At 61.2% G+C, this 20,108-nt stretch carries 17 protein-coding genes and 1 tRNA gene; 11 read left to right on the top strand and 7 right to left on the bottom strand.

All coding sequences use genetic code 11. The features are described 5' to 3' along the window. Positions 1-31 precede the first annotated feature (31 nt). Entirely contained in the window at positions 32-505 is a 474-nt protein-coding gene (locus tag HKD31_RS11840) for a cupin domain-containing protein (protein WP_228120600.1), read from the bottom strand. Between the two features lie 137 nt (positions 506-642). Between HKD31_RS11840 and hpnD the strand changes: the two genes are divergently transcribed. The 4 genes from hpnD to HKD31_RS11820 all read left to right on the top strand — a co-directional run bounded on the left by hpnD (position 643) and on the right by HKD31_RS11820 (position 5,519). Next, a complete protein-coding gene (gene hpnD, locus HKD31_RS11835) occupies positions 643-1,518 on the top strand; it encodes a presqualene diphosphate synthase HpnD (protein ID WP_194265192.1) in 876 nt (291 codons plus the stop codon). Between the two features lie 5 nt (positions 1,519-1,523). Then, on the top strand, positions 1,524-2,819 hold the full coding sequence (gene hpnE, locus HKD31_RS11830; protein ID WP_194265193.1) for a hydroxysqualene dehydroxylase HpnE: 1,296 nt from the start codon (positions 1,524-1,526) through the stop codon (positions 2,817-2,819). Between the two features lie 73 nt (positions 2,820-2,892). Beyond that, a complete protein-coding gene (gene shc, locus HKD31_RS11825) occupies positions 2,893-4,887 on the top strand; it encodes a squalene--hopene cyclase (RefSeq protein ID WP_194265194.1) in 1,995 nt (664 codons plus the stop codon). Continuing rightward, positions 4,887-5,519: a phosphorylase family protein gene (locus HKD31_RS11820; protein WP_194265195.1), complete on the top strand. Its 633-nt coding sequence runs from the start codon at positions 4,887-4,889 to the stop codon at positions 5,517-5,519. Before shc ends, HKD31_RS11820 begins: the two co-directional genes overlap by 1 nt. Here HKD31_RS11820 and HKD31_RS11815 read toward each other — a convergent pair. Genes HKD31_RS11815 through HKD31_RS11805 form a run of 3 tightly spaced genes read right to left on the bottom strand, consistent with a single transcriptional unit; the run spans position 5,487 to position 8,828 of the window. Further along, on the bottom strand, positions 5,487-6,848 hold the full coding sequence (locus HKD31_RS11815; protein WP_194265196.1) for a sodium:solute symporter family transporter: 1,362 nt from the start codon (positions 6,846-6,848) through the stop codon (positions 5,487-5,489). The two genes, HKD31_RS11820 and HKD31_RS11815, sit on opposite strands and share 33 nt — an antisense overlap. 55 nt (positions 6,849-6,903) lie before the next feature. Beyond that, complete coding sequence (locus HKD31_RS11810) at positions 6,904-7,710, bottom strand: RlmE family RNA methyltransferase (protein WP_194265197.1); 807 nt, start codon at positions 7,708-7,710, stop codon at positions 6,904-6,906. Next, complete coding sequence (locus tag HKD31_RS11805) at positions 7,707-8,828, bottom strand: Ppx/GppA phosphatase family protein (RefSeq protein ID WP_172493525.1); 1,122 nt, start codon at positions 8,826-8,828, stop codon at positions 7,707-7,709. The genes HKD31_RS11810 and HKD31_RS11805 overlap by 4 nt, the downstream gene beginning before the upstream one ends. Positions 8,829-8,986: 158 nt before the next feature. Between HKD31_RS11805 and HKD31_RS11800 the strand changes: the two genes are divergently transcribed. From HKD31_RS11800 to HKD31_RS11790, 3 genes are all read left to right on the top strand, one after another. Next, positions 8,987-9,060 (top strand) — tRNA-Gln (locus HKD31_RS11800). Positions 9,061-9,210: 150 nt separating this feature from the next. After that, positions 9,211-10,704 (top strand): IMP dehydrogenase, encoded by a 1,494-nt coding sequence (gene guaB, locus HKD31_RS11795; RefSeq protein WP_194265198.1) that lies wholly within the window; start codon positions 9,211-9,213, stop codon positions 10,702-10,704. Between the two features lie 56 nt (positions 10,705-10,760). Continuing rightward, positions 10,761-12,134: an RsmB/NOP family class I SAM-dependent RNA methyltransferase gene (locus HKD31_RS11790; RefSeq protein WP_194265199.1), complete on the top strand. Its 1,374-nt coding sequence runs from the start codon at positions 10,761-10,763 to the stop codon at positions 12,132-12,134. Here HKD31_RS11790 and HKD31_RS11785 read toward each other — a convergent pair. Beyond that, entirely contained in the window at positions 12,100-12,624 is a 525-nt protein-coding gene (locus HKD31_RS11785) for a GNAT family N-acetyltransferase (protein WP_194265200.1), read from the bottom strand. The two genes, HKD31_RS11790 and HKD31_RS11785, sit on opposite strands and share 35 nt — an antisense overlap. A 92-nt stretch (positions 12,625-12,716) precedes the next feature. Between HKD31_RS11785 and HKD31_RS11780 the strand changes: the two genes are divergently transcribed. Beyond that, positions 12,717-14,519 (top strand): cation:proton antiporter, encoded by a 1,803-nt coding sequence (locus HKD31_RS11780; RefSeq protein WP_041112429.1) that lies wholly within the window; start codon positions 12,717-12,719, stop codon positions 14,517-14,519. Between the two features lie 7 nt (positions 14,520-14,526). Here HKD31_RS11780 and HKD31_RS11775 read toward each other — a convergent pair whose 3' ends face one another. Then, positions 14,527-15,039 (bottom strand): L,D-transpeptidase family protein, encoded by a 513-nt coding sequence (locus tag HKD31_RS11775; protein WP_194265201.1) that lies wholly within the window; start codon positions 15,037-15,039, stop codon positions 14,527-14,529. Positions 15,040-15,201: 162 nt separating this feature from the next. Here HKD31_RS11775 and HKD31_RS11770 point away from each other — a divergent pair, with 162 nt between their 5' ends. Beyond that, positions 15,202-15,936 (top strand): response regulator transcription factor, encoded by a 735-nt coding sequence (locus HKD31_RS11770; protein ID WP_041112431.1) that lies wholly within the window; start codon positions 15,202-15,204, stop codon positions 15,934-15,936. Positions 15,937-15,962: 26 nt separating this feature from the next. Here the strand turns inward: HKD31_RS11770 and HKD31_RS11765 are convergent, their stop codons facing one another. Further along, positions 15,963-16,760 (bottom strand): exodeoxyribonuclease III, encoded by a 798-nt coding sequence (locus HKD31_RS11765; RefSeq protein WP_194265202.1) that lies wholly within the window; start codon positions 16,758-16,760, stop codon positions 15,963-15,965. An 81-nt stretch (positions 16,761-16,841) separates the two neighbouring features. Here HKD31_RS11765 and HKD31_RS11760 point away from each other — a divergent pair, with 81 nt between their 5' ends. Both HKD31_RS11760 and uvrC read left to right on the top strand, forming a co-directional pair. Then, on the top strand, positions 16,842-17,849 hold the full coding sequence (locus HKD31_RS11760; protein ID WP_194265203.1) for a dipeptidase: 1,008 nt from the start codon (positions 16,842-16,844) through the stop codon (positions 17,847-17,849). A 314-nt stretch (positions 17,850-18,163) separates the two neighbouring features. Further along, the gene (uvrC, locus tag HKD31_RS11755; protein WP_194265204.1) at positions 18,164-20,101 is read left to right on the top strand and encodes an excinuclease ABC subunit UvrC; all 1,938 of its coding nucleotides are present in this window, start codon (positions 18,164-18,166) and stop codon (positions 20,099-20,101) included. The last annotated feature ends 7 nt before the right edge of the window (positions 20,102-20,108 follow it).

Genomic DNA, 20,108 nt, shown 5'->3' with positions numbered 1-20,108 from the left:
TTCCCTGTCAAAGCAGGCCCGGAGGATATTTTCAGTATTCTTTCTGCTGGCCGGGAAGGGGGATGGATGTCGGCTTTCCGGGAGAGCCGGCATAGGTCAACAGCAGAACCGTCTGTCCATCACCGGTCACGCCCCGGTGCACGTCATTGACCGATTCCGCGAAGGCTTGGCCCTGATGGAACGTGCGTTTCTTGCCACTCTCACGGTCCTCGATCGTGAGGGTGCCTTCAAGCACATAGCCCGCATTGGGGTAAGGATGCACATGCCAGGGCAGGGCGGAATGCGCTGGGATCGTCAGCCGGATCATGCTGAGCATCGGGCGGGTTGCCGGGTAATGGTCGTAAGGAGTGCCGTTCCAGGAGTGATCGTCTGCGAGGAGATGCTCGGCGTGGCCGCTGGCTGTCGCGGGGGGTGTGGTCTGCGCGATGGCAAGCGGTGCCGAGAGGATCGCAGTTGCCACTGCCCCCGCAAGAAGGGCCGGGTTCATCTGGGGAAGGAAACGCATGGCGCAAAGACTCCTCTTCAGGTGTTGCGTTTTAGCATCACCCTAACGCATGGCACGCCTTTCCGTTCAGGTCATCTTTGTCTCGGGGGGATTTGGGTCTAGAACCCTGATCTTCTGAAACGAGACAGGGGACAGACATGGTTTTCAGCAGGATGCGCGCTTCTTCCGGTCTTCCCTGCGCGCAGGCCGATCTGGACCATGTCGAGAGGATCGTCACCGCTTCGGGAACGTCCTTTGCCCGCGGGATGAGCATTCTTCCGCCGGACCGGCGTCAGGCGATGTTCGCGGTCTACGCTTTCTGCCGTCAGGTGGACGATATTGCGGATGGCGACGCCGGCGTCGCGGACCCGATGGCAGCTCTTCAGGAATGGCATCGGCGGATTGACCAGCTCTATGAAGGTGTGGCGACGGATGCACTCGATCGCATCCTGATCGTTGCCATCCATCGCTACCAGCTTCAGGCCAAGGATTTCCATGACGTCATCGACGGCATGGCCATGGATTGCGGCGCACCGATCGTTGCCCCCGACGAGGCGACGCTCGACCTGTACTGTGACCGCGTAGCCTCTGCAGTCGGACGGCTTTCGGTCTGCGTGTTCGGTGACTCGTCCGACAATGCGCGGCGCGTGGCCTATCATCTGGGGCGCGCGCTTCAGCTGACCAACATTCTGCGCGACATTGCCGAAGATGCGGGGCGGGGCAGACTGTATCTTCCCGCCGAGCTTCTGACGCGGTTCGATGTTCCCAAGGACCCGCAGGAAGCGCTGTACGCTCACGGTCTGGATCAGGTCGCCCGTATTCTTGCACAACGCGCCAAGGACCATTTCCGCGAAGCCCGCAATGCCATGCAGCTGTGTGACAGCACCGCGATGCGTCCGGCCCGCATGATGGCGGCATCCTATGCGCCGATCCTCTCAGCGCTGGAAAAGCGCGGCTGGAAAACGCCGGATATTGCTCCGAAAGTCTGCAAACCCTGGAGAAAGCTGCGTACTCTCGCAGCGTATGTGAAGTAAGACCCATGAGCCATGTCCACATCATCGGCGGTGGTCTGGCAGGCCTCTCCGCCGCAATCGAGCTGGCAGCACAGGCCCGGGTCACGGTCTACGAAGCAGGACCGGCCTGCGGCGGACGCGCCCGCTCCTTTCATGACCGCTCCCTCGATGCCCGGATCGATAATGGCAATCACCTGATCCTGTCAGCGAACGATCTGACGTTCCGCTATCTGGACATCATCGGCGCGCGCCATACCCTGACCGGCCCAGGCCTGCCGATCTTTCCGTATTACGATCTCGAGGACAGTCTGGCCTGGACGCTGCGCCTGTCGAAAGGAAAGCTTCCATTCTGGGCGCTGCCGGGGGGCCGACGCGTCCCGGGCATGAAGCTGTCGGAACTGGCCTCCCTGGGGCGCTTTCTGCGGGCCGGCGAGAACACGACCGTGGATGCCTGCCTGAGTTCCGGGCAGTTGAGCCGCAGGCTGCTCGTGCCTTTTGCGATTTCCGTTCTCAATACGGATATCCATACCGGCAGTGCGAAACTGCTTGGAAACGTGATCCGCAAATCCCTCGCCAAGGGCGGCATGGCCTGCTGCCCCTGGTTCCCGGAGGTGGGACTGTCCGAAACACTGATCGACCCAGCTGTGGCGTACCTGAAGCGGTTTCACGGCGATGTCCGCACGGGTATCCGCGTCAGTGCCATCGAACAGCAGAATGGCCGGGCAACGGCGCTCGAAACCGCTGAAGGGCGGATCGAGCTCGGCCCTGAAGATCAGGTCATCATGGCCGTCCCGGGGCCTGTCGCGCAGTCCCTGCTTCCGGGGCTGAAAGCGCCGGACGCTTTCGAGAGCATCGCGAACGCGCATTTCCGCCTCCCGGCCGTGGTTCAGGCCCGGGGCGTGGTGGCTCAGGCCGGGTTTGTGGGGCTGGTTGGCGGCATTTCGGAATGGATCTTCCTCAAGGGCGATATCCTGTCCGTCACCGTCAGTGCGGCCAACCGCTATGCTAATCGCGAGAACAGCGAACTGCTGGCCACGATCTGGTCCGAGATCCGGCGCGCGCTTGATCCCGTCCTGTCGCAGTCGCTTCCGGTGGCCATGCCGCCCGCGCGTCTGATCTGGGAAAAACGGGCAACATTCGCCGCGACACCCGAACAGAACCGGCTGCGCCCCGGCCCCCGAACGGATCTCATGAATCTGGCTCTGGCGGGGGACTGGACCGACACCGGTCTGCCGTCCACGATCGAAGGCTCTATCCAGTCCGGTCTTCAGGCCGTGGCGGCGCTGGGTTTCCGCTCCGCCGTTGAAAACACGGGATCGTGATGAGCGCTCTCACAGTCATGATTGTAACACAGCTCCCGCCTTTCAGGACCGCCTGTGTCGGGAGAACCGAACAATGCTGATCTATTCTGATATTCTGGAAAAGGAGGACCGCGTGAGCGAGACCTTGTCCCGCCAATCCGTCGAACCCGATGAGATCAATCATGCCATCGAGGGAGCGCAGGCCGCGCTGGGTGGGAAGCAGAAATCAGACGGACACTGGGTTTACGAGCTCGAAGCGGACGCGACGATCCCTGCGGAATATGTACTGCTCGAACATTATCTCGACCGGATCGACCCGGAAAAACAGGCCAAGATCGGTGTCTATCTGCGTCGCATCCAGGGCGATCACGGAGGATGGCCACTTTATCATGACGGCGGCTTTGATCTGTCGGCAACCGTAAAGGCGTATTTCGCGCTCAAGGCGATCGGGGACGACATCAATGCGCCTCACATGCGCATTGCGCGCGAGGCCATTCTCGATCACGGCGGCGCTGCGCGGACGAACGTGTTCACGCGGATCCAGCTCGCCCTGTTCGGGGAAGTGCCGTGGGACGCAACACCCGTGATGCCGGTCGAGCTCATGCTCCTGCCACGCAAGGCGTTTTTCTCCGTCTGGAACATGTCCTACTGGTCCCGGGCCGTCATTGCGCCGCTTCTGGTGCTCAACGCGCTGCGTCCCAAGGCCATCAATCCGCGCGGCATCCATGTCCAGGAGCTGTTCGTCAAGCCACCTTCCGAAGTCAAAGACTGGATCCGCGGGCCGTACCGCTCGGTCTGGGGGCGGTTTTTCAAGCATCTGGACTCCGCGCTGCGTCCGGTCCTGCCGCTCATTCCGCGCAGCGTTCATAAAAAGGCCCTCAAGGCCGCCAGCGATTTCATTGAGCCGCGTCTGAGCCGGGGTGGCCTCGGGGCCATCTATCCGGCCATGGCGAATGTCGTGATGATGTACCGCGCTCAGGGCGTGCCGGACAGCGATCCGCGCGCCAAAACGGCATGGGACGCAATCCAAGATCTGCTCGTGGATCATGGTGACGAGATCTACTGCCAGCCCTGCGTCTCGCCGGTCTGGGATACGGGTCTGTCGGGCCTCGCGATGATCGAAGCCGCATCCGGACCTGCCGGTACGAAAACCGAAGAAACACTCGCAGCCCTGAAAAAGAGCGCCGAATGGCTTCGGGAACACCAGATCCTGAACGTCAAGGGTGACTGGGCCATCAACGCGCCGGACCTTCGTCCCGGTGGCTGGGCGTTCCAGTACGAGAACGATTACTATCCGGACGTCGATGACACCGCCGTCGTGGCCATGCTGCTGCATCGTGTCGATCCCGAAAACAGCCGCGAGGCCATCTCCCGCGCCCGGGAATGGATCATCGGCATGCAGAGCACCAATGGCGGCTGGGGTGCGTTCGATATCGACAACGACCACGAACTGCTCAACCACATTCCCTTCTCGGATCACGGCGCCCTTCTGGATCCGCCGACCGCGGATGTTTCGGCGCGCTGCATCTCTTTCCTGGCGCAGCTTGGAGACCCGGACGACCGGCCGGTCATCCTCAAGGCGATCGAATATCTGCGCTCGGAACAGGAGCCCGAAGGCTGCTGGTTCGGTCGCTGGGGCACGAATTACATCTACGGAACATGGTCGGTTCTATGCGCCCTGAACATCGCAGGCGTGCCGCATGATGATCCGATGGTCCTGCGAGCCGTAAACTGGCTTGAGAGCGTCCAGCGTCCGGATGGCGGCTGGGGCGAGGACTGCGCCACTTACGAGGGCGGCACCGCCGGTACGTACAAGAAGAGCCTGCCGTCCCAGACTGCCTGGGCCGTCCTCGCTCTCATGGCAGTCGGTCGCCGCGAGAGTGAGGCCGTCAAGCGCGGTGTGGCCTATCTCGTGTCCCAGCAGAACGAGAAGGGCGAATGGCAGGAAGAAGCCTATAATGCCGTTGGCTTCCCGAAGGTCTTCTACCTGCGCTATCATGGCTACAAGCAGTTCTTCCCGCTGACTGCCTTGGCCCGTTATCGCAATCTCGGTGTGAGCAACAGCGGCAAGGTGGAGTACGGGTTCTGATGCTTGGTATTCTCGCAGGTCTGAAACAGGAAGCCCGTCTGATCCGGCGCTTCCTGCCGAATGCTCCCGTGGCATTGAGCAATGCCACGCCGGAAGGTGCGCGCAGGGGGGTGGAACGTCTGCTCAAGGCAGGCGCAACGGAACTCCTGTCTTTCGGATGTGCGGGAAGCCTCTCAACAGACGTCGCACCTGGAACAGTCATCGTGGCGGACCATGTCCGCTACCAGGACAGGGATATTTCCTGCGATCCGCATCTAAGCGAAATGTTCGGCTCGGCCTATGCGCGACGCGGGGGCATCCTGCACAGCGATGTGCTGGTGGAACTGGGTCTGGAAAAAGCCTGGTATTTTTCGCAGACGAAATGCCTGGCGGTGGACATGGAAAGCGGCGTTGTTGCCGATGCAGGCGTACCTTTTGCCGTTCTGCGGGTGGTGTGTGACGATGCGACGCGGGACCTTCCGCCTGCGGTCAAGACCAGCGTCAAAGACGGGGCCGTGTATGTACCGGGCCTGCTGGGTTCCCTGCTGCGACATCCACTGCAGATCGGCGGCCTGATCCGTCTGGGCCGGGAAGCGGCCATTGCACAGCGTTCCATGGCTTCATTCCTGCAGGCCAATCCGCCTCAGGCCTGAGAAGGTCCCGGCACCGGCAAACGTGGCCGCGACACCGATCGGAACGAGCCACGGGAAGGCAATGGGATGCCCCTCGATCCTGACGAGCGAGACGAGGGCCAGCACGATCACCGCGGATATGAAACCGGCAATCGCAGCCCGTTCATCCCGGGAATGGCCGATCATGGCCAGCAGAAACACTCCGAGCGTGGCGCCATAGCTGTAAGACGCGATGGAGAGGCCGAAAACGACAGCCGAACCGCTCGGGCGCGAAAACAGCAGCGCGGTCAGAACGAGAAGAAAAGCCCAGAGCGCCGTCAGACTCCTTAGGGAGAACGGGCCGTGCGGCATAAAGTCTGCCCGGGTTGCGGCCGCCATGGCATTCATGGCGCTGGACAGGGATCCCATGGTCGCGGCGAGTATGCCTGCGATCATGAGACCGCTTAACACGGGCGGCAGGGTCAGGATGAAATGCGGGAACAGTACGTCGGGCCGGGCACCCTGAGCCGGCATCAGATCACGTAGCGCCACACCGATGCAGGAAAGCAGGGCAAAAAGCCCTCCCACAACGAAAACACTGCCGATCATCGCCCCGCGCGCACCATTGAGCGTCTTCGCCGCTAGACAACGTTGCAGCATCAACTGATCGGTCCCGTGCGAAGCCAGAGCCAGGATGGCCCCGCCGATGACAGCGCCGGCAATGGAAAACGGATCTGTAAAAGCGGGCAGACCGTGACTGAAGACAGGGGCCCAGTGAAAGGGAACTGCCCCCGCGCGGCACCAGATCACGACAAGACAGGCAATACTTCCGCCCAGATACAGTCCAAGCTGAAGACTGTCAGACCAGACAACGGCTTTCAGGCCACCCGCGATCGTATAGGCCAGCGTCAGCAGAACGATCAGAAATAGAAGAAGCAGGTCCGAGACAGGATAGCCCATGCTGGCAAACAGCATCGAGACGGGAAGCATTCCGGCATAGAGGCGAACCCCCTCGGCGACGAGGCGGGTGATCAGAAAGGTGCCGGAGAGGAGCTTCTGCAGTTTTGTGCCAAATCTCTGGCCGATATAGCGATAGATGGATGTCGCGCCGCGTTCATGCAGCGGCAGAAACCAGATTGCGACCGCCGTGCGGCCAATCAGGTATCCAATGGCCAGCCCGACAAAAACATAACCCTTGAGGTAAGCCACGCCTGGGACACTGACGATGGTCAGGGTCGACGTTTCGGTCGCGACCAGCGAGAGGCAGATTGCCCAAGGCGGGAGATCCTTGTGAGGCTGCCGGGCCAGCACAAGGGAGATAACGGGCAGAAAGCAAAGATACAGAAGAATAACGAGCAGGCTGGCAAGCATCGAGACGGGTTATTCTTCCGAAAAAATCTATGCGGGATGGTGGTATCTGCTGCCCTCAGGCACCCTTGCTGCTTTCAGGCAGACGCTCCGGGCGAAAACCCGTTGCAATGACATAAAGCTCGCTGGATTCCTTGCGCGATGCCGGGGGTTTGACGTGCTTGACGCTGGAAAACGCCGTTTTCATCAGTGCCAGCATGTCCTTTTCCGAGCCGCCCTGGAACACCTTGGCGATGAAGCTTCCTCCTTCAGCTAAGACCTGAAAGGCAAAATCAAGCGCACCTTCCGCGAGACCCATGATCCGCATGTGGTCGGTTGCGGCATGACCCGTCGTGTTCGGCGCCATATCGGACATGACGAGATCGGCAGGGCCACCCAGCATATCCTTCAGGCGATCCGGCATCTCGGGGTCCGTGAAGTCCCCTTCGATGATTTCCGCACCGGCAACAGGATCGACCGGAAGCAGATCCAGCCCCACAACATGCTTCGCGCCACGCTTGACCGCGACCTGGGTCCAGCCACCGGGAGCAGCGCCCAGATCGATGATCCGCGTACCTTCCCCGATCAGTTTAAATCGGTCGTCGATTTCAATCAGCTTGAAGGCAGCACGCGAACGCCAGCCCTGCTTGCGGGCGGCTGCGACATAGGGATCGTTCAACTGACGATTCAGCCAGCGCTGCTGGGCCGTGGTGCGCCCACGGGCCGTACGGAGCGATACGGTCTTGTTGCGGGCCGTGCGGGCAGTTGCGGAATCAAGTGTTGCGTCGTTTTCACCGGGGTTGGAGGCGCTTTTCAGGGCCTTGCCCGGAATACGCTTCGGTCCCGTGTCCTTGCTGGAACCGGAGCGGGATCTTGGCGGCTTCATATCGTGGCGTATGTCCCGAATGGGCCCCGTGACCGGGGCGTGGCATGGCGACTGGTCGTGCTGCGCCCCTTGCCGGAACGCTGACCGTGATCGCGGGCCATACGCAGCAACATCCCGTCGCGCAACCCCCGGTCCGCAATCGTTACGTCCTCAACCGGCCACAGGCGGTGGATCGCTTCGAAGATTGCACAGCCCGGCAGAACGAATTTCATGCGCTCCGCCCCCACGCAGGGATGCTCCGCCAGTTCGTCACGATCCAGACGGCGCAGGCTGCCGATGGCATCCACCATGCTTGGGCCAGGCAATGTCAGCCCATCAATCGCCGCGCGGTTGTAGCGGGGCAGGGAGAGCGCCACCCCGGCGAGCGTCGTCACGGTTCCGGAGGTACCGATCAGCCGTGTTTTGCCGAGCGTTACCTCACGCCGGATACGATGCACGGTCTCGAAGTCCTTCAGATAGTCCTGAACGTGACTGACCATCGTCTCATAAGAGGAGCCATGTCCTTCACCGAACATTTCCTGAAGGGTAATCACGCCAACGGGGACGCTTGTCGTGCCGATCAGGGTCTGGGTCTGACGCTCCGGATCGATCCGGACCCAGGCGACCTCGGTAGAGCCACCCCCGATATCGAAAAGGACCCCACGATCCGCCTGGACGGGCTTGTGCTCCGGCTGCCGGAAGAGGGGAGAGCAGCTTTCAAGCGCCAGCTCCGCTTCTTCACGGGCCGTGATGATATCGATGGTCAGACCTGTCTCATGCTGTACGCGCGCCAGGAACTCGCGACCGTTGGCAGCCTGACGGCACGCTTCGGTCGCGACGGCGCGGACATGAACGAGCGGCCACTGCTTCATGCGTTCCGCACAAATGCGGAGGGCATCGAGCGCACGCTTCATGGACTCTTCGGCAAGACGGCCACTGGCGCGCAGCCCTTCACCCAGACGGACTGAGCGGTTGAAGCTGTCCACCACACGAAAACCGTTGGGGGTGCCTGCTGCAATCATGAGGCGGCAGTTGTTGGTACCGAGGTCGATGGCACCAAAGAACGGACCCGTGCGTCTGGCAGACGCATGCACAGGCGCGGGGCCTGACAGGTTGTGATCCGTTCCATACCTCATCATGTGTTTCGGCTCCCGCTTGCCCGTGATCTGGGACCTTGGAAAAGCAGCATGGGGTGCGCGGGACCCTAGTCGCAAGAAAAATATCAGTTTTTCTGAAAAAAATGTCTATCGCCCCCTTGCGCCGTCCCGGAGCGATTGATAAACACCCCCTCACCGCTTGGGAGATAGTTTAGCGGTAGAACTACCGGCTCTGACCCGGTCAGCCCTGGTTCGAATCCAGGTCTCCCAGCCAAGAAATCCTCAGAAAATACCGCAAAAAAGAGACTTCCCCTCAGGGGGTAAAGTGCTCTATGAGGACCCGCCAACGGCCGGACGGCCTCTTGGTCTCCGGTTCACACACATCGCGTCGTCACGACGCATGACGTAACGGGGGCAAGCGGGCATGACATCATCTTCCGGCACAACCAATCTTAATGAGCGCATCCGCGATGCTCTGGCTTTTGACGACGTTCTCGTCGAGCCGGCTGAATCGTCGGTCCTGCCGGCACAGACCTCCACACGGACCCGCCTGACGCGCTCCATCGAACTGAACATCCCGCTGATGTCGTCCGCCATGGACACCGTGACCGAAGACGGCATGGCCATCGCGATGGCGCAGCAGGGCGGCATGGGCGTCATTCACAAGAACCTGTCCATCGAGGAGCAGGCCGAGCAGGTCCGTCGCGTCAAGCGCTTCGAATCAGGCATGGTCGTCAATCCTGTCACAGTTGGCCCGGACCAGACGCTGGCTGAGGTTCAGGCCATCATGGCGCGGCATGGCGTCTCCGGCCTTCCTGTCATTGAAGATGGCAGCGGCGTTCTCGTCGGCATCCTGACCAACCGTGACATGCGCTTCACGACCGATCCGAACACGCGTGTTCGCGACCTGATGACCCATGAAAACCTCGTGACGGTCCTTAACGGCGCAGCGCCGGATGAGGCGCGCACGCTCCTGCATCGCCACCGGATCGAAAAGCTCCTGGTGGTGGACGAGGCAAAACGCTGCATCGGGCTGATCACCGTCAAGGACATGGACAAGGCCATCGCGCATCCGCTGGCCATCAAGGACTCCCAGGGCCGTCTGCGCTGCGCTGCGGCCGTAGGCGTCGGAGAAGACGGCTTCCGTCGCGCTGCCGCCCTTACAGAGGCCGGGGTGGACGTCATTGTCGTGGATACGGCCCACGGACACTCCCGCGGTGTTCTGACCGCGGTTGAAACGCTCAAGAGCCGTCACGGGGACCTGCAGGTCATCGCAGGCAACGTCGCAACGCCGCAGGCTGCGCGTGCCCTGATTGCGGCCGGCGCCGACTGCGTGAAGATCGGCATCGGGCCGGGCTCCATCTGCACAACGCGCGTCGTGGCGGGTGTGGGCGTGCCGCAGTTCTCCGCCGTCATGGAAACGGCCGCAGCCTGTCATGAGCTGGACATTCCGGCCATTGCGGATGGTGGCGTCCGGACATCGGGCGATATCGTTAAGGCAATTGGCGCGGGTGCTGACGTTGTAATGGTCGGCTCGCTGCTGGCCGGCACGGATGAGAGCCCGGGCGAGACGTTCCTGTATCAGGGCCGCTCCTACAAGGCCTATCGCGGCATGGGCTCGCTCGGGGCCATGGCGCGCGGTTCTGCGGACCGTTATTTCCAGGCGGAAGTCCGCGACACGCTCAAGCTGGTCCCGGAAGGTATCGAGGGCCAGGTTCCTTACAAGGGCGGCATGGCTCCGGTCATTCATCAGCTCGTCGGCGGCCTGAAAGCGGGCATGGGCTACACGGGATCGGCCACGGTGGCTGATCTTCAGGTCCGGACCATGTTCCGTCGCATCACGAATGCAGGCCTGCGCGAAAGCCACGTTCATGACGTGACGATCACCCGGGAAGCTCCGAACTACCGCCGGGACTGAACGTCCCCGCATCAAAGCCTCTCGCATTGAGAGGCCAAACGGGCTACGGGGGCGCTATGACCCCCGCAGCCCGTCTTTCAGGCGCCATCGATCTGCTCTGTGCGATCCAGAACGCGCCCCGCCGTCCAGCCGACGCCACAGCCAACGCCTTTTTCCGCGAGCGCCGTTATATCGGTGGCGGTGACCGGCGAGCCATTTCCACAATCGTCTGGGATGTCCTGCGGGGCTGGAGACGGCTGCAATGGCATCTTAAGGATATTTCCGGCGACATTTCCCCACGCCTGCTGTGCTCGGCATCGCTTCTCCTTGGTGGAGAAACGATGGAGAACGTCCGCAAGCTGTTCAGTGGCGAGCGTTATGCGCAGAAGCCTCTGACGTCACGTGAAGATATGGCGCTTAAAGGTCTGGAAGGAAAAGAACTTTCCACCCAGAAGCAGCCTATCGCCGTACGGCTTGAATATCCGGACTGGCTGGACAGTGCCCTGCGCGAGACGTTCGGCAACCGGCTTCCGGACGAGATGGAAGCCATGCTCGGAACGCCGACGCTCGATCTGCGCGTCAATCTGCTGAAGGGAAGCCGTGAGGCGGCCATCCGCGAGCTTCGCCGCGAATCGCTTCAGGCAGAACCGACGAAGCTCTCGCCCTGGGGGCTGCGGCTTGACGGGCGCCAGCCGGTCACGGCGACGCAGGCGTTTAAGGATGGGCTGGTCGAAATCCAGGACGAGGGCAGTCAGCTTGTGGTTGCGGCCGCAGATGCGCGCGGCGAGCACCGGGTTCTGGATTACTGCGCGGGTGCGGGCGGCAAGACGCTGGCACTGGCGATGACCATGGAGAACCGCGGGCATATCGTGGCCTGTGACGTGCATGAGAAACGTCTGGACGGAGCAGTGAAGCGGCTGCGTCGGGCAGGCGTTCATAACGTCGAGCGGCATCTTCTGGTGTCGGGGGACAAATGGGCCAAGCGTCGGGCAGGCAGCTTCGACCGGGTGCTGGTCGATGCGCCGTGCTCGGGAACAGGAACCTGGCGCCGGAACCCGGATGCACGGCTGCGCCTGACCCCGGAAGACATTCAGGAACTTGTCATCAAACAGGCGCAGATCCTTGATCGTGCAGCATCTTTGGTGAAGCCGGGTGGGCGCATGATCTATGCGACCTGTTCGCTTCTGGCGTGCGAGAACGGGCAGCAGATCGATGCCTTCCTCAAGCGTCGCACGGATTTCGTGCGCCTGCCAAAGGAGCAAATGTCTGAACTTCTGCCTGCCGAGCTGCGAAACAAGGCACAGTTTTCTCTGACGCCACTGCGGGACGGAACCGATGGGTTCTTTGCCTGTGTGCTGGAACGGGTCGTGACGGATGTGAAGCCTGAAGAGACGACCGAAACGACTGAAGCCGCTGTTACGACGCCTGTGGCAGAAGGTCCTTCCACATAACCAGAGCGTCCACATAGCCTTGGGACGGGTGGTCGAATGCTCCGGGGAGCGTGCCGATCACCCGGAAGCCCAATGATTTCCACAGGGCTATGGCCCGCAGGTTTGTGCTGACGACGAAATTGAACTGCATGGCGCGGAAGCCGAGTTTCGTGGCTTCCGCCAGAGCATGTTCGGCCATGAGGCGGCCCGCGCCAAAGCCGGACCGGGCAACGAAACCGGCATTGGCGATATGCGCGCCACCGCCTTTCTGATTGGCCTGAAGATAGAATGTCCCGACGATCTCATGGTCACGGGTCTGCGCGACATAGACGCGATGCTCCACATCCATCCAGTACGCCAGTGCCTGCCGCCGTCCCCAGTGACGGGGCAGCGCGTAGGTTTCAGCCTTGCGCAGGACGGGAGACAGAAGACGCCAGATTCCTTCACGGTCCAGCGACTGGGCGGGACGGATCAGGAGGTCCGTGTCGGGCTGGGATGGCGGGAGCGTCATAACGGAACATTATTCCATATTTTAGGTGCATTGGCTGATCCGGGATATGATACCGCTTCGTATCCATAACGCGGAGCCCGTCCCGAACATCCATGCAATATGACATTCTTATCGGCATTGCCTCGACTTTCGGAGCGGGGATGCTGGCCCAGTGGGTCGCCTGGCGATTCCGGCTTCCGGCTATTGTCCTTCTGTTTTCGCTTGGTCTGATCTTCGGGCCCGGGCTTGGTATTCTTCATCCATCGGAGACGATGGGGTGGATGTTCCGGCCTCTCGTGTCGCTGCTCGTGGCGCTCGTGGTGTTCGAAGGCGGCATGGCGCTGGATTTCCGCCAGTTGCGCGAGGCGGGGGAAGGCGTTGCACGCCTGACGATGCTTGCATTGCCGATCAACTGGGTTCTGGGTTCCCTGGCGGCACATTATGTGGCGCACCTGGAATGGGGCACATCCATGCTGTTCGGGGCGATCGTCGTTGTGACGGGGCCGACGGTGGTTCTGCCGCTGCTGCGCAGTGCCAAGCTTCAGCCGCGCGTGGCGGCGTTCCTGCGCTGGGAAGCCATCGTCAACGATCCTCTGGGCGCGATTCTGGCAGCCGTCGTCCTTCAACTCATGATGCTGCATGTGGACGTTCATGCAGATGTGTTCTTCACGCATACGCTGCCGGATCTGCTGGGGGCGATTGCGGTTTCGCTGTCAGCGGGCATCCTGCCGGCCTATCTGATCCGCTATCTCTTCACGCGCGATCTGATGCCGGAAATCCTCAAGACCCCGATGCTAATCTCAATGGCGCTGGTGATCTTTTCGCTGTGCAATCTGGAGATGGGCGGCGCGGGGCTGATGGCGGTCACGATCTTCGGCATGGCTCTGGCGAATCTTCAGATCCCTGGTGTCACGGAACTGCGACGCATGAAGGAATCACTCGTGGTTCTGGTCGTGTCCGTACTGTTCATCATGCTGACGGCCGATCTGCACCGCGATGTTCTGGCCCGACTTTCCATTCCGATTTTTGCGCTGACGGTCGTGGTCCTGTTCGTCGTGAGGCCACTGGGCATTTTCCTGTCCACGCTGGGGACGAGCATGCCCTGGAAGGAAAAGCTGTTTGTCGGCTGGATCGCGCCACGCGGTATCGTGGCGGCGGCTGTGGCCGGTGAGGCGGGGATCAGCCTCAAGGAAGCGGGCTATCAGTCCGCCGATCTCATCATGCCGGCGGTGTTCGCCGTGATTGCGGTCACGATGATCCTGCATGGATTTTCGCTCGGGCCGATCGCCCGGATGCTGAAACTTACGCTGTCCAACGATCCGGCGATTGCGATTCTAGGGGCAAGCCCGTGGTCCATCAATTTTGCATCCTGCCTGCGCAGAGCCGGCGTGCCCGTGCTTCTGGTGGACAACCGCTCCAGTGCGCTTATGCCGGCGACACGGCAGGATATTCCCGTCCTGCGGGCGGAACTCCTGTCCCAGCACGGACAGGAATCCTTTGAGGAACGCCCTGCGGACTATCTGATCGCGACGACGGGTGACGGCATCTATAACGGGATGGTGTGTGGACATCTGGCCCCGACCATGGGGCGGCAGCGCGTCTATCAGATCAGCCCTGGCGTGGCGCGGCTGGATTTCTATCACGGCCTCTCACGCGATGCGCGGGGCAAGGTTCTGGGTGAACCCGCCTGGAATTACACCCTGTTCGATACGCTGTTCGAACAGGGGTGGCGCTTCGTGGCAGTGGAAGCCACGGAAGAAAGCGCGCCGACTTTCGGGACGGATGAGAACAGGCTCGACATTCTTGTCGTGCGGCGTGACGGAAACATCCTGATCCGTTCGGCCGAAGACAATGACAAAGCCGTGCCCCAGCCGGGGGATTACATGGTCTCGATGGTCCCGCCCGCAGCAGAATAGGAGCAGCTCAGGACGGTTTTTCCACGGTGATGTGGGAGAGGCCGTCCCGCAGGAGCGCGCGGAGATCTTTTTCCTCTACGGCGATGCAGCCTTCCGTGTAACCGCTGGCGGGCGGAAGGTGCAGGAAAATGGCCGAGCCCCGTCCCGACTCGGCTGGTGCATCGTTCCAGCCCATCACAATACAGAGATCGTAAACATGGTCCTCCCGCCAGAGAGTCTCGCAGGAGGCCGGGTGGGGAAGGGAGACGGCGCGGTTGTAATCGGGATGGGCCGGATCGTCGCACCAGCCGTCATTGGGAGCGATGGGTTCGACAGGCAATTCTGCACCGCAGACCGGGCGCGTCGTCCGGTCTGCGCGGTAGAGGACACGCCGGATCGGCAGTTCCCCCACGGGAGTGCACAGATCGCCCTCGACCTTGTCAAGAGACAGACCGCGCCGACCGGTCAAAGCCGGAATGATTTTGCCCTGGAAGTGAAGAAAAGCGCGGTCTCCAGCGGTTTTCAAAATAGCTTTAGCCATAATGCTGTTTCCTTTTGCGGCTGTACTTGCCATAGTCTGCCCCGAGAGCATGCTGCTTTCTTCCCCCGTAGCGGGAATGGTAAGTCCGGATGCGCGAGTTACGAACGCCGATCTCTGCGGATGTGACTTTTCTTCCGTCGCGATAGAACGAGACAGGTTATTATGGCAGGTCCACGCCCCATTCTGGTTGTTGACGATGATGATACGCTGCGTCGTCTTCTGGCGGAGCAGCTTCAGCACGGTGGCGAACTGGAAGCCGTTGAGGCGACGTCCGTTGCCGCGGCGCGCGAACTTCTCGCCAAGCCTGGCGCCCGTTATGACGCCATGCTGCTGGATATCACTCTCCCCGATGGTGACGGGCGCGATTTCTGCGCCGAACTGCGACGTGAAGGCGTTCGCATGCCGATCATCATCCTGACCGGCTCCGATGACGAGCACGACGTTGTGCGCGGTCTGGATGCGGGTGCCAACGATTACGTTGCCAAGCCTTTCCGGATCGGTGAGCTTCTCGCCCGTCTGCGCGCCCAGCTGCGGATTTTCGAGAACAGTGAGGACGCCGTCTTCGAGATCGGTCCGTATGCGTTCCGTCCGTCCGCCAAGCTGCTGGTCGAAACCGCCCGCAACCGTCGGATCCGCCTGACGGAAAAGGAAGCGGCGATCCTGAAATATCTTTACCGCGCAGGTCAGCGTCCGGTGGCCCGTCAGGTTCTCCTGAACGAGGTGTGGGGCTACAATGCCGCCGTCACCACCCACACGCTTGAGACGCATATTTACCGTCTACGCCAGAAGATAGAACCCGATCCGGCTCGCACGTCGCTGCTGATTACGGAAGGGGGCGGTTATCGTCTTGATCCGGAAGGACGCGGTGTCATCGGGTCCGACAGCCTGTCAGCCTGAAGGCTGACAGGGCGGGTGACGGGTGGTTAGGCCGGATCGAAATCCAGCACGACCGGGACGTGATCGGAGGGGCTGGCCCAGTCCCGCACGTCCTGAAGAACCCGGACATTACGCAGGCCCGGCATCAGATCGGGCGTCATCCAGACATGATCCAGCCGCCGTCCACGGTTGGACTTCTTCCAGTCCCTGTTGCGGTATGACCACCATGTGTAGAGCTTTTCGGGCTCCGGCGTGATCGTCCGCATGACATCCTGAAATCCCGTTGCCATCCACGCCTTGAGACGTTCGATTTCGGGTGGCGTATGACTGACGATCTTCAGGAGCTGTTTGTGGCTCCAGACATCGTGTTCCAACGGCGCAATGTTGAGATCGCCGACCAGAATGCTGCGGGCGGGCGGTGTGCTGGTAAACCAGTTGGTTGCCTCGTCCACAAAGGCCAGCTTGTGGGCGAATTTCTCATTTTCTTCAGGATCCGGGATGTCCCCGCCAGCTGGCACGTAGAAATCGTGCAGCAGGATCGGGCCGGCCGGTGTTGCAATGCTGGCAGCGACATGCCGGCAGTCGGAGCGGGTACACCAGTCTGGTGTACCGTCTACGCTCTGTAGTTCGTGTCGCGACAGGATCGCCACACCGTTATAGCCCTTCATGCCTTTATAGACCTGATGGGGCAGCCCAATTTCAGCCAGGGCCTGAGCGGGGAAGAGGGTATCCGGGACTTTCGTTTCCTGTAGACAGACGATGTCCGGGTTTTCCTGTTCGACGATCTGCTTCAGCAGAGGCAGTCTGAGTCGAAGGGAATTGATGTTCCAGGTGATGAGACGCATGCAAACTGGATCGACCGGATCGGGCGTTTTGACAAGCACCCTCTTGCACACAAGGCGTTCCCGTCCGATCTAGAACGGACCATGACTAATCTGCACGACACGCTCCTGACGCTTGATTCCCATATCGATATTCCCTGGCCGGACCGGCAGGATGCCTGGGCGGAAGAAACGCCCCGGCAGGTGAATATCCCCAAGACTCGCAAGGGCGGCCTGCGGGCCGTGTGCCTGGCCGCGTATATTCCACAGGGGCCCCGTGACGAAGCAGGACATGCTGAAGGCTGGGAGCGGGTTCAGGGCATGCTGGACGTGATTGCCGGACTTGAAGGACGGCAGGGCGATCAGGGCGCACGTGTGTGCCACACAGCTGCGGATGTGCGGGCCGCCTACAAGGCAGGCGACCTCGCCGTCATTCCGGCGATCGAGAACGGGCATGGTCTGGGAGGCCGTCCGGAACGTATTGCGGAACTCGCCCGCCGGTATGGCGTGCGCTACATGACCCTGACCCATAACGGGCATAATGCGCTCGCGGATGCGGCCATTCCGCGCAAGGATCTTGCCGATAACGAGACGCTTCATGGCGGACTGTCGGATCTGGGACGTGAGACGATCGCGCAGATGAACCGCTCGGGTGTTCTGGTCGATGTGTCGCATGCGGCGAAGTCGACCATGATGCAGGCCACCGAAGTCTCGAGCACGCCGGTTTTCGCCAGCCATTCCTGTGCCCGCGCCCTGTGCGATCATCCGCGCAATCTGGATGACGAGCAGCTTGACCGCCTGAAAGAGACGGGCGGCCTGATCCAGGTTACAGCCATGGGATCGTTCCTGAAGAAAGGCGGTGGCGGTACGGTCGAGGATCTGGTGCGGCATGTCTCGTACATCGCGGATCGGATCGGGGTAGAGCATGTGGGCATCTCGTCCGATTTCGATGGCGGTGGCGGTATTCCGGGCTGGAAGGATGCAACCGAGACCGCGAACGTGACCCGCGCGCTCCAGGCGGCAGGATTCAGCGACGCTGATATTTCTGCCATCTGGGGTGGTAACATGCTGCGCCTTCTGGAGACGGCCGAGCGGGCTGCAGAGAAGGTCTGAGAGCGGGGTCTTCACACGCTTTCGGGACCGCCCGATAGAACAGAACATGATCATGGGCGGCGAAAAGGGAGCCAGTTCGTCCACCATGATCGGGAGAGGTGTTCTTCGAGAGCTTCCCAGTCCTTTCCGTCCCGCAGATCGAAGCTGACGGGAAAGATCGGAAAGCAAGATGCAAGTGTTTTCAATGACTTGCAAAACATGATTAAAAATTGGGCAATCTGATGACAGGTCTGGCAAACCGGGGCTTTCATGATTCTGTCACGGAGCAGCCCACAGACTTTTCCACAGGTTCAGTGGATGACTGAAGAAGCTGAATGACCGACCTTCCTCCGCACAGTTCCGACCGTCCTGCCGATCAGGGTGAACCCCTTGTTCCTGCGGAAAAAAAGCAGGGCGTAGAGGCCATCCGCGAGGCGCTGAAGACCATCCCCTACAGCCCCGGCGTGTATCGCATGCTGAGCGCGAAGGGGGAGGTCCTTTATGTCGGCAAGGCGTTGAGCCTGAAGAAGCGTGTGTCGTCCTATACCCGCATCAACCAGTTGCCGGAGCGGCTGCGGCGTATGGTGTCGATGACGGTGTCGATGGAAATCGTCATTACGCGGACGGAAGCGGACGCACTGCTTCTGGAAGCCAACTACATCAAGCGGATGAAGCCCCGCTTCAACATCCTGCTGCGCGACGACAAGAGCTATCCGTGGCTGATGCTGACCGAGAGCCATGAGTTTCCCCAGATCACCAAGCAGCGCGGCAAACCGGTCAAGGGTGCGACCTACTGGGGACCGTTCGCGAATGCCTGGGCGGTCAATCAGACGCTGAATCTGGTGCAACGCAGCTTTCTGCTGCGGTCCTGCTCGGATGCAGTCCTCAACAGCAGGACGCGCCCCTGCCTGCTATACCAGATCAAGCGCTGCTCGGCCCCCTGTGTGGACCGGATCTCCAAGCCTGATTACGCCGAACTGGTCAGCGAGGCGCGGCAGTTCCTCTCCGGGCACAGCACGGAACTGCAGCAGCGTCTGGCGGCCGAGATGGAGCAGGCGTCGCAGGAAATGAACTACGAGCGGGCCGCGTCGATCCGGGACAGGATCCGGGGTTTTGCCAGTATTCAGGGTTCGAGCACGATCAACCCGACCTCGATCAACGATGCGGATATCATGACCATCTGGCAGGAAGCCGGTCAGAGTTGCATCCAGGTCTTCTTCATTCGCGGCAGCCGGAATAATGGCAACCGGGCGTTCTACCCGGCCCACGCGGAAGAAGAGACCGCCGCAGACGTGCTGTCGGCGTTCATGATCCAGTTCTATGACAACAAGCCGCCGCCGCCTTCCATTCTCGTGAACTGCGAACTGCCGGAACTGAAACTCGTCGAGGAAGCACTCAGCATCCGCCGGGGACAGAAGGTCGAGATCCTGAGACCTCAACGGGGTGAGAAGAAAGACGTTGTCGAGCATGCCGCGCTGAATGCGCGTGAGGCGCTGGAGCGGAAGCTGGCGGAGAATACCGGGCAGCGCAAACTGCTCGAAGGTGTGGCGGAAGTGTTTGGCCTGCCGGAGATCCCCCAGCGGATCGAGACCTATGACAACTCGCACATCATGGGGCAGGCGCCTTATGGCGTGATGGTCGTGGGCGGCCCCGAAGGGTTCAACAAGCGCGCCTATCGCAAATACGCCATCAAGGGACCTGTCACGCCAGGCGATGATTTCGGCATGATGCGGGAAGTCATGGAGCGGCGGTTTGGACATCGCCCTGAAAATGGAGAGCGCCCGGAAGACTGGCCGGATCTGCTGCTGATTGATGGCGGCCTCGGACAGTTCAACGCGGTACGGGCCGTTCTGGCTGATCTGGGCGTGACAGGTATCCCGATCGTCGCCATCGCCAAGGGACCGGATCGTGATGCAGGGCGGGAGTGGTTCTTCACGGAAACGAAGCCGCCGTTCCAGCTCCCACCGCGGGATCCGGTCCTGTATTACCTGCAACGGCTGCGAGACGAGGCGCACAGATTCGCCATCACGACGCATCGGGCAGGACGCTCCAAGGGACTTCGCAGTTCGGAGCTGGATCATGTCCCGGGAATCGGTGCGGCGCGGAAAAAGGCCCTGCTCAATCATTTTGGCTCGGCAAAATCCGTCAGGCAGGCGAGCCTTGAGGAACTTGAAAACGCGCCGGGGATCAGCTCGAGTACGGCAACCGCCATCTACGGGCATTTTCATCCGGAATGGGTCCAGAAGACATCGGCCGATAATCGCAGCCATTAAGCCACAC

It is taken from the genome of Gluconobacter potus (assembly GCF_015244705.1).
GTDB lineage: Bacteria > Pseudomonadota > Alphaproteobacteria > Acetobacterales > Acetobacteraceae > Gluconobacter > Gluconobacter potus.
The sequence above is the reverse complement of the archived record's forward strand: the minus strand, read 5'-3'. Positions and strand labels throughout refer to the sequence as shown.